This is a genomic window from Nocardia sp. CA-128927 (assembly GCF_050955855.1).
Taxonomy (GTDB): Bacteria; Actinomycetota; Actinomycetes; order Mycobacteriales; family Mycobacteriaceae; genus Nocardia.
Genome location: NZ_CP192087.1, coordinates 2742121 through 2755644, shown reverse-complemented (window position 1 = coordinate 2755644; position 13524 = coordinate 2742121). Strand labels below are relative to the sequence as shown.

Here is a 13524-nt window from a genome sequence, read left to right as displayed (position 1 = left end):
GCGCCGGACTCATCGGTAGCGGTCGACGAGTTCGGTGCCTATTCGGGCGAGTTCGGTGCGGACTTCCGGAGGGTCGAGGACTTCGATGGAGGCGCCCCAGCCTGCTAGTTGCTGGGCGAGCATCCAGGCGGTGGGCGCGGTGACCTGGACTCGGATGCGGCCGTCTGCGATCGGGCCGTCGACTACGCAGTGCCTGCCCTGCTGGTTGCGCAGGATCGGCAGCAGGCGATCGGAGATGAGGACGGTGGCGGCGGTGGCGGCGCGGCGTTGCTCGAGTTCGTCGACCACCTCGTTCCAGGTCGCGGAGAGGTCGAAATCGGCTGGGCGGTGGGCGGTTTCGTCGGTGAGGGTGGCGTCGGCAATGCGATCGATGCGGAAGGTGCGTTGACCGTGGTCCGTTCCGGCGATGAGATACCAGATAGCGTCCTTGTCGATCAGGCCCCACGGGTCGACCAGGCGTTCGGTGTGTTCGCCCTTCTTGCTGGCGTAGCGCAGGCGAACCTTGTTGCGCTGCACCACTGCTCGTTGCAGTAGCGCGACTACCGGCGGCAGTTCCCGGTCTGTCTGACCCCATCGGGCCGGGTCGATCACCACGGCGTCGGCTGCCGCGGCGGCGTCGGTGCGGAATGGCTGAGGCAAGGCGCGAACCAGTTTGCGCAGCGCCGATTTCACCTCCGGTACCGCGTTAGCCGACGGGCCCGCCAGTAGGAACAGCGCTCGCGCCTCGCCAGCGGTCAAACCGGTGAGGTCGGTTCGCGCGCCGCCCACCAGCGACCACCCGCCGCCGCGTCCGGGCTGCGGGTACACCGGGACGCCTGCCGTGGACAACGCCTCGAGGTCACGTCGCGCAGTGGCGACCGAGGTCTCGAGTTCCTCGGCGACTTCGGCGGCGGTCACCCGTCCGCGCGTCTGCATCATCAGCAGGATCGCCACCAATCTGTCCGCTCGCATGCGCACAATTCTGCCCGAGAAAGTGCTCATTTGGTGAGCACTTTAGGGCGGAGGATGGTTTCTACAAGCAGGGCACGAACCGATGAAGGAGACCGAAATGCTGCGAGGAATGGCGACGAGCACGTTCTACGCCGACGACCTGGAGGCCGCGAAGGACTGGTACCGCGAGTTCCTCGGCGTCGAGCCGTACTTCACCGTCCCCGGCGGCTACTACGAGTTCCGCATCGGCGACTACCTGGCCGAATTCGGCATCGTCAACCGCGCATACGCACCGGGGGGCGCCCGCAACACACCCGGCGGCGCCATCGTCAACTGGCACGTCGACGACCTCCAGGCCACCTTCGACCGACTGCTCGAACTGGGCGCCAAGGAGTACGACCCGATCACCGAGCGCGGCGAGGGCACCGGCTTCGTGACGGCCTCGGTCGTCGACCCTTTCGGCAATGTCCTCGGCCTCATGTCGAACCCGCACTACCTCGAGGTGCTCGCCAAAACGGGCCCGGCTTAGCCTCGAAACGGTGACATGGTGCCGGACGGGACTCGTTCGTCCGGCACCATGTACCGCCGCGTGGCCCGGCCGGTCGCCTCGGCCGGGACACCGCGCGAGCCGCCGCTGGCAGGCAGGCTCTGCATAGAAGTCGAAGCCGGAGCGCGTGCGGATTGGTCCGGATTTCCGCGGCGCGCGGGGTAGCGAGGGCGTTGCGGCGACGGGGGCGTCATATGATCTGGCCCACATCCGCCGTTGCCTCGCGCACGGCTTCCGGCTCGGTCAGGCTTGGAAGGACACCTATGGTCAGCCGCGCCCGTGCACTACCCGGCGCCCGCACCCGCGACGACATGACCGATCCAGCGAACACTCCGGAACTATTGTTGCGCCGCGTCGCCCGCGGCGACGAGCAAGCCTTCGCCGCGCTCTACGACATCGTGGCGGGTCCGGTGCTCGGCATCGTCGCCGCGGTGCTGCGCGACCACGCCCAGTCCGAAGAGGTCGCGCAGGAGGTGCTGCTGGAGATCTGGCTCAAGGCAGCACAATTCGACGAGCACGGCCGCAGCGCCATGGCCTGGGTGCTGACCATCGCGCACCGGCGCGCCGTCGACCGGGTGCGCTATCAGCACGCCAACGTCGAACGGGAAAACCGCGCAGGGCAATTGGCGCCGCGCCACGAATTCGACGAGGTGGTGGAGGCGACGCTGGACAAGATGGAGCACGAGGCGGTCCGGCAGGCACTCGACGACCTCACCGACCTGCAACGCCGATCGATCGTCCTCGCCTACTACGGTGGCCGCACCTACCGCGAGGTTTCCGAGGCGCTCGACAAGCCGGTCGGCACGATCAAGACCCGGATGCGCGACGGCCTGATCCGTCTGCGGGAGAGTTTGGGAGAACGCTCGTGACACCGGACCTGCACACCCTCACCGGCGCTTACGTTTTGGACGCGTTGTCCACCGCCGAGCGCGTCGCCTTCGAGCAGCATCTGACCGACTGCGCGGCGTGCCGCACCGAGGTCGACGAGCTGAGCGAGGTCGCTATGCAGCTGGCCGTCGCGATGCCGCCGCTGCCTGCGACGGACATGAAGGAACGGGTGCTCGCCGACATCCGCGCGCGGCCGCAGCGGCGCCTCGATGACCCGCTCGGGCGGACGCAGTTGCTGCCCGTGCTGGACGCGCTCGGTCGCACGGACATCATGCCCGCGCTGAATGGGTTGTCGGACAACCACATTCCCGCGGCCAACCGTACCTGGATCATCCGGGCGGCGGTCGGCGTCGCAGCCGCGGTCGCGGTGGTGGCCGTACTGATCACCGGGCTCACGCTCATCGGCGGCGAGCGCGGCGGCGAGGTGGTCGCGGCGGATCAGGTGCGCAATGCGCAGGACGCGGTCACCAGGAACGGTGCGCTCACGACGGGCGACGGTGCGGCGACGGCGGTGTGGTCGGCCAGCCTGGGCAAGGTGGTTGCCACTGCCACCTTGCCCACGCCGGACGACGACCACGGCTACCAGTTGTGGACCATTCCGGCCGACGGCACGCCTCGGTCGGCCGGAATGATGCAGTTCTCCGATGGCCGCGCCGAGTTGGCGACGGACCTCGCGCCGGATGCCGTGCTGCTCGCGATCACGGCTGAACCGAGCAATGGGTCGGTTCAGCCGACGACACCTATCGTGGCGCGAATTCCGTTGAACTGAACTACTTCACACAGGTGAACTGCATGACGTCGAGGTGGCCTGCCCGGAAGTGCTGGGCGCATCCGGTCAGATATCGCATGTATATCTGATAGGTGTCCGCGCCGCACAGGGCTTCCGCCTCGTCGCGGTGCTCCGCCAGTGCGACCGCCCAGTGGTCGAGGGTTTTCGCGTAGTGCAGTTGCAGCGGGTGGATCCGTTCGACGGTGAAGCCCGCGTTCTGTGCGTACTGGCGGACGCCCGGCGGGAATGTGCTGCTGTGGAAGGGCAATTGGCCGCCGGGGAAGATGACGTCGCGAATGAAGCGGAAGAAGTCGATATCGGTGCGGTCGAACCCGATGTGGTGCTCGCGCAGGTACGTCAGGCCGTAGATGACGATGCTGTGCAACAACATTCGGCCGTCCTCGGGCAGCGCCCGGTAGGCGAAGTCGAAGAAGTCGGCGTACCGCTCGTGCCGAAAGTGTTCGAACGCACCGATACTGACGATGCGGTCGACCTTGCCGTCGAACTCCTCCCAGCCCTGCAGGCGGACTTCGGCGCGGGCACCGTAGCCGCCCTCGTCCAGCATCCCCTGCACATAGCTGTGCTGGTTCTTGCTGAGCGTCAGCCCGATGACGTCGACGTCGTAGCATTCCAGCGCGCGCATCATCGTCGAACCCCAGCCGCAGCCGATGTCGAGCAGGGTCAGGCCGGGACGCAGGTCGCACTTGCCGAGGGCGAGATCGATCTTCGCGCGCTGGGCCTGTTCGAGGGTGTAGTCGTCCTGCTCGAAGTACGCGCAGCTGTAGGTGCGGGTCGGGTCGAGAAACAGGGCGAAGAAATCGTCGGACAGGTCGTAATGGGTCTGCACCTCCGCATAGAACGGCGTGCGGGTCATGTCGATAACCTCCGTCGAGTCCATCGATGGTCGACCGATCCGACCGCTTGACGGCGGGATCGGGCGATGAACAGGTGATCGAGCAGCGGCGGCCGCGGACGGCGCCGTGACGTTCACGCAGCGGCGATGCTTGGCCAGGCGACGGTCCTGACATCAGCTACGAACATCAGTGTTCACAATAGCGCAGGGGCTACCCGGCGACCAGGTCAGGGTCGAAACCAGCGCTCCAGGACGGTGGCGACGCCGTCTTCCAGGACGTCGGCGGTGACCTCGTCGGCCAGGTTCCTGACCTCTTCCGGTGCGTTCGCCATGGCTACGGAATGTGCTGCCCAGCGCAGCATTTCACGATCGTTGTAGCCGTCGCCGATGGCCAAGGTGGCGGAGCTCGGGATGTCGAGAGCCAGACGGAGACGTTCGAGGGCCCAACCTTTGGAGACGCCTTGGCGGGAGACGGTGAGCCAGGGGCCGAATTCGCCGTGCACCCAGCTGGCGCCGGGGACTTGGAGCTCGTGCAGCAGGCTCAGCATCTCCTCGAGCGAACCCTCGGGCCACCAGCCGTTGAGCCGGGGCGTCGGCTCGCTGCTCAAGGCGCTGTGGTCGACGAGCAGGTACTCGCCGACCGAGTACTCCCACGGGCTGACACCGGTGGCCCAGTAGCCGACGCCGACCTTCTCCACGGCGAAGATCATCTCCGGGATCAGGGCGCGCAGCGCGACGACCGCTGGTGCCGGGTCGAAGTCCTGCACGGTCAGCGGTTCGCCTTTGGCCACATCGACGTGCACCGCGCCGTTGGAACACAACGCGTGCCCTTCGACGAGGCCGAGTTCGTTCAGCACCGCGCGGGTCGCCAGCACGGTGCGCCCGGTCGTCACCACCACATGCGCGCCCGCCGCGACGGCCGCACGCACGGCCGCGGCCACGCGCTCGCTGACCGGGCTACCGGTGTCGAGCAACGTCCCGTCTACATCCAGCGCTATCAGCTGGGGACCCCCGCTTGCCACCAGCCCATTGTGCCTCGGCAGTGCGGTGCCCGTCTGTCGATCAATCGCACCGAAACTTCAGCCCTAGTGGCCGCCTGCGCCGCCGCCCGACGAACCGCCTGCGGAGGTGCCGCCGGACGTTGAACCGCCGGAGGTCGAGCCACCAGAAGTGGAAGCGCCGGAGGTGGATCCGCCGGAGGTGCTGCCGCTGGTGGAGGTGCCGCTCGAGGTTCCGCCCGAGGAGGTGCTGCCGGATGTGCTTCCGCCCGAGGAAGTTCCGCCCGAGGTCGAACCGCCGGACGAAGTGGAGCCGCCCGATGAGGTCTCGGAGGAACCGCCGGTGGAGCCACCGGAAGTGGAGCCACCCGTGGAGGTTTCGCCGGAGGATGAACCGCCCGTGCTGGATTCGCCGGATGCGGTTCCGCCGGAGGACGTGCTACCTGACGTCGATCCGCCTGTGGATTCGGAACTCGTTGTGCCGGTTGAAGTGCCGGTGCCGGTGGAGGCTCCGGAGGTCGGGGTGTCCACGGCGCCGCCGGTGGCCGGGGTGCTGGCGGCGGGCGGGGCGGCGGCCGGGTCCGGTACTGCGGGGGCCGGATTGGCCGGGGGCGCAGCGGGTATGGAGCCGGGTGCAGGGGCCGGGGGTACCGCCGGGACGCCTGCGATCGGGGACGCGGGTTGGGCGGGAGTGCCTGGCACCGCGGGCGGCGCCGGCTTCGGCGCGAGCTGGCCGAAGGGCAGCGGGTTGATGAAGTAGGCCGGGTCGGCGTACGTGCCGCCGTTTTTCGTGGTGGCACCGGGGATTCGGACGTCCTCGTGGGAGGCGAGGTGGGATTCGGATTCGGCGATGGTCGGGCCGAGTTTGGTCGTGTGTGCGGCGGGGGTGATGAACAGGCCGTATGCCGAGGGCGTCGGCATACCGGCGCCGGTGGCGAGGGCTCGCGAGGTGGTCCACCCCGCAGGTGTCGCCACCCAGGCGTCGCGGTGACCGGCCAGGTGGTCCGCGCTGGCGTCGTATAACAAGGTGTCGGTGTTCGGCGTGCCGAGGCCGGGGAAATGCTCGAGCACCGGCGACGCGCTGGGGGCCGACGGGCTACCGAATACCGTCACCGCCGACATGGCTACCGCGGAAACGACAGCGGCGCTGGAGAATACGGCGACGCGCGGCGACTGCTGCTTGCCGCCGGACGCGGCGAGGGCCATGGTGCGCGCGGCCATCAGTGCGGCGCCCGCGGCGACGGTCTGGCCCGGGTCGGCCGAAACCACCAGGGGGCGGCCGAGTTCGGCGAGGGTCCGGGCGACCTCGGCGGGCCGGGACGCGCCGCCGATCACCAGGATGCGGCTGATGTCGGACAGGGTGAGGTCGGCCGAGCGGACGGCGGTACGCACCACCTCGAGGGTGTCGTGCACATGCGCGGTGCGCAGGCCGTCGATGTCGACCATCGACAGCATCGACATCGGCGTGGTCGCGCCGGGCCCGGTGTCGTGGGCGTAGCGCGCGATCATCGCGCCGAGCGGCCTGCCGCCGAAGTCGTAGGAGCGCACCGGCTTTCCGACCATCGGGTGGTTGTCCCAGTCCGGGCCGACCCGCACGACGGTGACGTCGAGACTGGTCCCGCCGAGGTCGTAGACGAGCACGAAGCCGGGCTCCAGCGGACCGTGTTCGTTTTCCAGCCATTCGGCGGCGGCCACGGGTTCCGGCACCAGCGCAACATCGCTCGCCCCCGACAGGTCCAGCGCCTGCCGCAGCAGCGACACCTCTTTGTCGGAATACGTTGCGGGATAGGCGGCTACGGCACCCGACTCGGACGCGGCAGGCTCGGCGTCGCGCAGGCCGTTCACCACGGCGGCGACCAGATTGGCGGGCGACCAGATGCGCCCGCCGACGATCATCGGCTCCGGGTCGCGACTCAGGTCGGCGAAATCCGTTACGGCCATGCTGAACTGCGGGATGCCACCGATGCGTAGCCCGCCCGCGCTGTCGAACGTCACCGCGGTGCGCCGACTGCGCACGACAGGCCGGGTTCGCGCACCGGTCACCGAAGCCGTCATAGAGTTCACTGCGCCGATGCTGAAACCCAGACCTGTGGTCATATGCTATCCCGTCAACGTACCGAGACCACGTCCATCACACAGAGAACCATGTGGCCGCGGTCGTCTTCCAAACAGCCAGCACAGATTAGCTGTTCGGCTCGCTGGAAGGATGTGGAATTGATATGAACGGCGAGAGAATGGCGCTGAACGTTTAGCTCCCGACGGCAATGATCCACGTCACCTGCGGCTATGCTCGCGCATCAGAATTGTTCAGCCCACTCGACAGACTTCGATTCGGTAGCGCCCCACACGATCTGGTTACCCCACAGCGATTCGGACAATGCTCCGATAACCGATCATCGGCCCGCATTCGCCAGAGAATCATAGATTACATAAAACACTAACTGGTCGGTAACTAAACCATTGCCAGCTTTACAGATTTCATAACAGGCCTACGCCTCCCGCTAAATAGATGACGCATCAACTCGAGGTCCGTTTCCCGCCAGCGCGGCCGACCCGCTCCGGCTTGACTTGGTTCTGCGACCGCACCACCGAGGTGAGATCGCAAGGACGAGAAGCGAAATGGGAGACCATGGCAACACGGTTCGCGGAAAAGGTCGTGCTGATCACGGGCGCCAGCTCGGGTGTCGGCAAGGCGGTGGCGCTGCGAGTGGCGAATGAAGGCGCCGTCGTCGTGCTCGGCGCCCGCGGCAAGGACGCGGGCGAGCAGGTGGCGTCCGACATCCGGGCGGCAGGCGGACGGGCGCTGTTCGTGCCGACCGATGTCACGGTGGAGGAAGATGTGGCGCGGCTCACCCAGGCGGCGCTCACCGAATTCGGGCGACTCGACGCGGCCTTCAACAACGCGGGCGCGGTCAACGCCTTCGGTCCGATCGGCGAGATCGATGAGGCGGGCTGGCGGGCCGACCTGGAGCTCAACCTGACGAGCGTCTTCTATGGTCTGCGCCACCAGGTGCCCGCGATGATCGCCAACGGCGGTGGCGCGATCCTCAACAACGCCTCGAACCTCGGGGTGGTCGGCATGGGCTCGGTCGCGCCGTACGTGGCGGCCAAGCACGGCGTCGTCGGCCTGACCAAGGCGGTCGCGCTGGAGTCCGCCAAGCAGGGGGTCCGGGTGAACGCGATCGTGTCCGGCGCGATCGACACCCCGGCGTTCCGCAACTCGATGGGTGCCACACCCGAAGGTGAGGCGGCCATCGCCGCGCTGCATCCGCTGGGCCGGATCAGTCAGCCGACGGAGACCGCGTCGTTCTGCGCGTACCTGCTCAGCGACGAAGCCAGCTTCATCACCGGCGCCGCGCTCGCCATCGACGGCGGCTTCACTGCCCAGTAAGGCCCGGACACAAGAAAGCCCGGACGGGTCGCCGCGCGCGACCCGTCCGAGCGGTAGCAGAACCGACCCGACGTGGGCCTGCTAGATCACCAGGCAAGAACTCCCGGCGTTGATCCCGGTGCCGGCGTTCAGGGCGAATCAGCACGCCGCGCACGGATCAGCACGCCGCGCGCGAATCAGCTGGCAATTGAGTGCGCGGCACACTGATTCATGCGCAGCGCTTCATGGCGGATGGGTGCGGGAGGTTCGGCGCCGGCGGTTCCCATCGCGAGGCCGGGGCAGGGCACCATCGACGGCGACGTTGGCGTCGATGGTGACGGCCTCGCGGGACAGCGTGGTCCCGCGAGGAGTTCGATCAGGAGCGGGTCAGGAGGCGGCGGACCGGGCTGCGGCGCTTGGTGGCGCCCGCAGTGCGGACAGCGGGCTGGCGCTGGTGCACCAGGCGGTCGAATTCCGTTGCGGTACCGGCAGGTTCGGGAAGGCGACCGGCGTTGTAGTCGTCGGCGAGCTGCTGCACCGTCTGCTGAGCGCAGGACTTGTTGGTGCCGATGAACCCGGTCGGACCACGCTTGATCCAGCCGGTGACATACGTGCCGGGCAGTACCGCACCGTCGACGCGCTCGAGCACACGGCCGTCCCGGTTCGGGATCACGCTGGCCACGGCGTCGAACGGCAAGCCGGGCAGCGCAACACCGCGATAGCCGACCGAGGTGAGCACCAGGCCCGCGTCGAGGCGTTCGGTGACGCCGGTGGCGACCGCACGGGTGTTGCCGTCCGCGTCGGTGACGAGTTCGTTGCGGCTGACCTCGATGCCCGCGACCCGGTCGGTGCCGAGAATCTCGGTGGGCGAGGCGAGGTAGCGGAAGACGACCCGCTTGCGTTCGCCGAACGGCCGGTTGCGCACGCTGTGCAGCAACCGCAGCTTCTGCTCGACCTGGTACGGCAGCCCGTCGGTGACCTCGGGCAGTTCGCCCTCGATCGCGATGTCCACGTCGGCGCCGAGCAGCCCGACGAATTCCGGCACGGTGAAAGCGGATTCGAGCGGACCGCGGCGGCCGAGAATGACGACCTCCTCGATCTTACTCTCCCGCAACGCCCGTAGCGCGTACGGCGCAATGTCGGTGCCCGCCAACGACTCCGGGTCGCTGGTCAGAATCCGCGCGACATCGAGGGCGACATTGCCGTTGCCGACGATGACGGCCCGCTGCTGCGACAGATCGAAGATTCGGTCCACGTGATCGGGATGCCCGTTGTACCAGGCGACGAAGTCGGTGGCGGAGATGTTGCCGGTCAGGCCCTCACCGGGGATGTCGAGTTTGCGGTCCGCCGACGCGCCGACCGCGTAGATCACCGCGTGGAAGTGATCGAGCAGCTCTTCGTGCGAAACATGGCCGCCCACTTCGACATTCAGGTACGAACCGAAGCCGTGCTGGGCCGAGATGATGTCGAACAGCTCGCTGACCTTGCGGGTCTTGTCGTGATCCGGCGCGACGCCGTGCCGGGCCAGGCCATACGGCACCGGCAGGCGGTCGAACACGGTCACCGACACGTCGGGCTGGGTCAGCAGCTCGTCGGCCGCGTACATCGCCGACGGACCCGATCCGACGATCGCCACCCGCATGGGCTGTAACGACCCACCCCGCCGGCTCCGCCGGCTGCCGTCCCCCAGCCGCTCGGTGCGAATCTCGGCCGCGGGCACCGGCTTCGCCAGCAGCGGCCGCGGCCGGGTCTGCCGGTAGAAGTCGGCGTTGATCTCGATGAACGGCTTCTGCTCATCGGTCAGCTTCTTCGCCGACACGATCGCGTCGACCGGGCACGCGGTGGCGCAGGCGCCGCAGTCGACGCACGCCTGCGGGTCCACGTACAGCATGTCCGCGGTCAGGAAATCGGGCTCATCCGGCGTCGGATGGATGCAGTTCACCGGGCAGGCGTACACGCAGGACGCGTCGCTGCAACAGGACTGCGTGACGATGTAGGGCACGTCAGCCGGCCTTGGCCGCGCGCAACGGCTCCGAACGGTAGCGGGTGGTGTGGCCGTCGATCTTGAGCAGCTTCCAGACTGCCTTGGAGATCGGGTTCATCAGGCCGATGTCCTTGGCCAGCGTGCGCACGTCACCGAAGAAGTCGCTGAACTCCTGCTTGGATTCCTTCGACCCGTAGAACAGTTCCTTGCGGACGTAGTCCGGGATGTCGAATTCGCGCCAGAAGGACCGCGGCGGGGTGAAGATCGAGCGGCCGAGGATGTACATGACGATCGGCATCGCGATCGACAGGATGAACTTGCTGCCCGGCTTCGCCTCGGGCACATGGATTTTCAGGAATTCGTGCGCGAAGGAGATGTGCCGCGCCTCTTCGGCCACGTGAATGGCCATCACACCGCGCATGATCGGGTGCACGTCCTCGCCGGAGCGCAGGATCGCCTTCTGGATGTGGTCGATCGGCTCCTCGCCGGCCAGCACCGCCATGAAGAACAGGTTCGGGAAGAGCGCGGCGACGGGGGCGCCGAAGTACTTGAACTTCCGGACGAGCGGGCCCATGCCCGGTACGTCCTCACCGATCCGGTTCACCATCTCCTGGAACATCAGGGTGTGGTTGTGCTCCTCGATCATCTCGTGGGAGCAGTAGCGGAATTCGGGGGAACCGTTGGGCAGGCCGAAGTTGTGCGTGACCATGCCGCTGATCAGGATCGTCTCGAACTGCAGACCCACCTTGGCGACGTTGGCCTGGCGGTACTTGCCGATCGCGATCTTGCGCTCGTCGGTCTGCGCGAGGTACCACGGGTGGCGGCCGAGCGGGTCGGCCGAGACCGGGAGGATCCACCGCTCCGGGCCCGCTTCGGGGGCGAAGTCGGGGTTGTCCCAGTCGATGTCCTCGAACGGGTCGAAGTGCTTGTTGACCGAGCCTTCGGAGAGCAGTAGCAGCGTCGAGGCGTACTCCTGCGCCTTCGCCAGATCGGAATCGACCGGGGGCGTCACGGCTGTAGACATCGTCGTCGCTGCCTCTCCTCGTAGTGCGTTTATCTGTATCCCATAGTTACACCTACGGGCAGGCACGTCAAGCGAGGAAGACATACGCGTCGGAACGCGAGAGGCCGCCGCCACCGATTCCCCCCACGGCGGGGAACCAGTGGCCGCGGCCTCACTCGACGCAGCCGGCTGGCCAGGTGGATCCGGCGGCGGCCGCCCTCGTCACTACCGCCACTGGATCACCCGTCAATACAGCCCGAGCTGCGCCAATCCCACGACAACGCCGTCGGCGGGCAACGCGAGCGCCATGCCGACACCGGCGACGGACAGCCCCGCCGCCAGCGCCACCCTGGTCAAGCGCTGCTTGGTCCGCTGCGACAACACCATCGCCCTGGTGGCCGCGCGCCGATGTGCGCCGGGGCGGCGCTTGCCGTGGTGCTTGCCCGCCGATTCCTCGGCGGCGATGGCAGTACTGCGGCCGATGAGCGCCGCGCCGTCCGCGATGGTGCGCTCCGGATCGGGCGCGGTGATCACCGGCCGGGCCAGCTCGCCCGCCAGTACCTGGGCCACCTCGACCGGCCGGGCCGCGCCGCCGACCACGAGGACGCAGTCGACGTCGGCCATGGTCACATCCGCCATGCGCAGGCAGCGGTAGACGAGTTCCAGCGAAGCCCGCACGTGTTTGGTGCGTAACTCGTCCGCGGTCGTGCCGGTGACCGAACCGGATATAGAGGCCGACGGCAATCCGTGCCCGGCACGCGAAGCGACCAGCGCGCCGAACGCCCGGCCGCCGTACTTGGCGGAACGCATCGGCTCGCCGACGATCGGGTTGGTCGGACAGCCCGCGCCGACCCGGACCAACGTGACATCGAGGCTTGCGCCACCTAGGTCGTAGACCAGCGCTAACCCAGGCATGAGCGGACCGCGGTCGGCTTCCAGCCAGGTCGCCGCCGCGATCGGTTCGGCGACCAGCTCGACCTGGTCGAGGCCGATGGCGTCCAGCGACGCCCGCAGATCGCCGACGTGCGTCTCGGTGTAGCGCGCCGGATAGGTCAGCACGATCCCGACGCCGGAGCTGTGCCCGTCGTAGTGCGGATGGTCCAGCAGCGTCTCGGTGATCAGGCTCTCGGCGACCACCGCCACCAGGTCCGCGGGCGAAAGGGCACGGTGGCCGACTCGCGCCGACATGATCGAACGCTGGGTGAGATCGGCGAATTCGATGATGGCGCGCCCGTGCCGCGGGATCATGCCGACCCGGGCCAGACCTGTGCTGTCGAAAGTGAGTGTCGTTCGGCGGGTGATGGATTGGGAGCGTTGGGCCCACCGGCGACCCGGTGGAGCTGAGGGGGATGGCAGCTGGCGAAGCCAGCGGGGCGGGTAAGCGCCGTCTGAACCCTCCTCCGCGAGCGCAGAAACCGTGTTCACCGTGCCGATGCTCAAACCGAGACCAACCGCCATCGCAATCCTCTGATCGCCGAGCCGATTTGCTTCGAACTCTGTCCACGCAACCACTCCGCGACCGGCCTGCCAACCACCGGACACCCTGTTGTCCGCAGCCCGCCTGTTTTGGAACAGGTTGCATAGCATAAGCATCCGTCCTGGTCACCTGCCCTGGACGGCGGCGAATGCGATGGCGGCCGGATCTCACTGCGACACGCCGATATTCGAGGGTGTCCCGTCCGTGTTTGCGGAGGTTCCGAACAACCGCCCAGACGTCAGGCATCGCTCGCGAATACACGTTCTCACATGCTGCGATAGCCCCTAACAATCCCCCGAACGCCTGACACGCGACCGCTGGAGGCGGATACTGTCTCGACTCGCCGGGGGTGAAATGGCGACACACCGCGCGGCGCATCCTCGATGCCCGCCCGGATTCGGGCTCCAGCGCAACTTTGTACCCGGTGTCGCGGCCGCAATCGCTCGAGAGAACCGACGGATTTCCTTGCGCCAGCACAAGATCAGCAACGTTTCAGCAGCCGGATGATCTACCGGACCGGCGCGGCCTGAATTCGCACTGTCCGACCGGTTGCTGTCTCCCACAAGATCCACAATGCCATCGGCCTACTCCTGCCACTGCGCGTAGAGCGTCAGAAGCGGACCGCATGCGCCGACCGATCCAGATCGTCCGATGCACGAAAGATCAAGGCGTCCAGGAACTTTCCGGTCACGCACCGACGATCGG

11 protein-coding genes are annotated in these 13524 nt (G+C 67.6%); 4 read left to right on the top strand and 7 right to left on the bottom strand.

The genetic code is table 11. From position 1 onward, the window contains the following. Nucleotides 1-9 precede the first annotated feature (9 nt). Nucleotides 10-951, bottom strand: a complete 942-nt coding sequence (locus ACQPW1_RS13040) for a helix-turn-helix transcriptional regulator (protein ID WP_433662976.1) — start codon at nucleotides 949-951, stop codon at nucleotides 10-12. Nucleotides 952-1048: 97 nt separating this feature from the next. Here ACQPW1_RS13040 and ACQPW1_RS13035 point away from each other — a divergent pair, with 97 nt between their 5' ends. The 3 genes from ACQPW1_RS13035 to ACQPW1_RS13025 all read left to right on the top strand — a co-directional run bounded on the left by ACQPW1_RS13035 (nucleotide 1049) and on the right by ACQPW1_RS13025 (nucleotide 3134). Continuing rightward, nucleotides 1049-1459, top strand: coding sequence for a VOC family protein (locus ACQPW1_RS13035; protein WP_433662975.1), 411 nt, complete (start codon nucleotides 1049-1051; stop codon nucleotides 1457-1459). A gap of 281 nt (nucleotides 1460-1740) precedes the next feature. Beyond that, a complete protein-coding gene (gene sigK / locus ACQPW1_RS13030; protein WP_433662974.1) occupies nucleotides 1741-2346 on the top strand; it encodes an ECF RNA polymerase sigma factor SigK in 606 nt (201 codons plus the stop codon). Then, nucleotides 2343-3134, top strand: coding sequence for an anti-sigma factor (locus ACQPW1_RS13025; protein WP_433662973.1), 792 nt, complete (start codon nucleotides 2343-2345; stop codon nucleotides 3132-3134). Before sigK ends, ACQPW1_RS13025 begins: the two co-directional genes overlap by 4 nt. Nucleotide 3135: 1 nt before the next feature. Here ACQPW1_RS13025 and ACQPW1_RS13020 read toward each other — a convergent pair whose 3' ends face one another. The 3 genes from ACQPW1_RS13020 to ACQPW1_RS13010 form a co-directional block, all read right to left on the bottom strand. After that, on the bottom strand, nucleotides 3136-4008 hold the full coding sequence (locus tag ACQPW1_RS13020; RefSeq protein ID WP_433662972.1) for a cyclopropane mycolic acid synthase family methyltransferase: 873 nt from the start codon (nucleotides 4006-4008) through the stop codon (nucleotides 3136-3138). A gap of 206 nt (nucleotides 4009-4214) precedes the next feature. Beyond that, complete coding sequence (locus ACQPW1_RS13015) at nucleotides 4215-5009, bottom strand: HAD family hydrolase (protein WP_433662971.1); 795 nt, start codon at nucleotides 5007-5009, stop codon at nucleotides 4215-4217. A 63-nt stretch (nucleotides 5010-5072) separates the two neighbouring features. Next, nucleotides 5073-7082 carry an Hsp70 family protein gene (locus ACQPW1_RS13010; RefSeq protein ID WP_433662970.1) on the bottom strand — a complete coding sequence of 670 codons (2010 nt, stop codon included), beginning with the start codon at nucleotides 7080-7082 and terminating at the stop codon, nucleotides 5073-5075. Between the two features lie 532 nt (nucleotides 7083-7614). On the opposite strand from ACQPW1_RS13010, the gene ACQPW1_RS13005 reads away from it, so the two are divergent. Further along, nucleotides 7615-8376, top strand: coding sequence for an SDR family NAD(P)-dependent oxidoreductase (locus tag ACQPW1_RS13005; RefSeq protein ID WP_433662969.1), 762 nt, complete (start codon nucleotides 7615-7617; stop codon nucleotides 8374-8376). A 355-nt stretch (nucleotides 8377-8731) separates the two neighbouring features. Here ACQPW1_RS13005 and ACQPW1_RS13000 read toward each other — a convergent pair whose 3' ends face one another. The 3 genes from ACQPW1_RS13000 to ACQPW1_RS12990 form a co-directional block, all read right to left on the bottom strand. Next, nucleotides 8732-10357, bottom strand: coding sequence for an FAD-dependent oxidoreductase (locus ACQPW1_RS13000; protein ID WP_433662968.1), 1626 nt, complete (start codon nucleotides 10355-10357; stop codon nucleotides 8732-8734). Nucleotide 10358: 1 nt separating this feature from the next. Then, entirely contained in the window at nucleotides 10359-11363 is a 1005-nt protein-coding gene (locus tag ACQPW1_RS12995; protein WP_433662967.1) for an AurF N-oxygenase family protein, read from the bottom strand. Between the two features lie 225 nt (nucleotides 11364-11588). Next, complete coding sequence (locus tag ACQPW1_RS12990) at nucleotides 11589-12800, bottom strand: Hsp70 family protein (RefSeq protein WP_433662966.1); 1212 nt, start codon at nucleotides 12798-12800, stop codon at nucleotides 11589-11591. Between the last annotated feature and the right edge of the window lie 724 nt (nucleotides 12801-13524).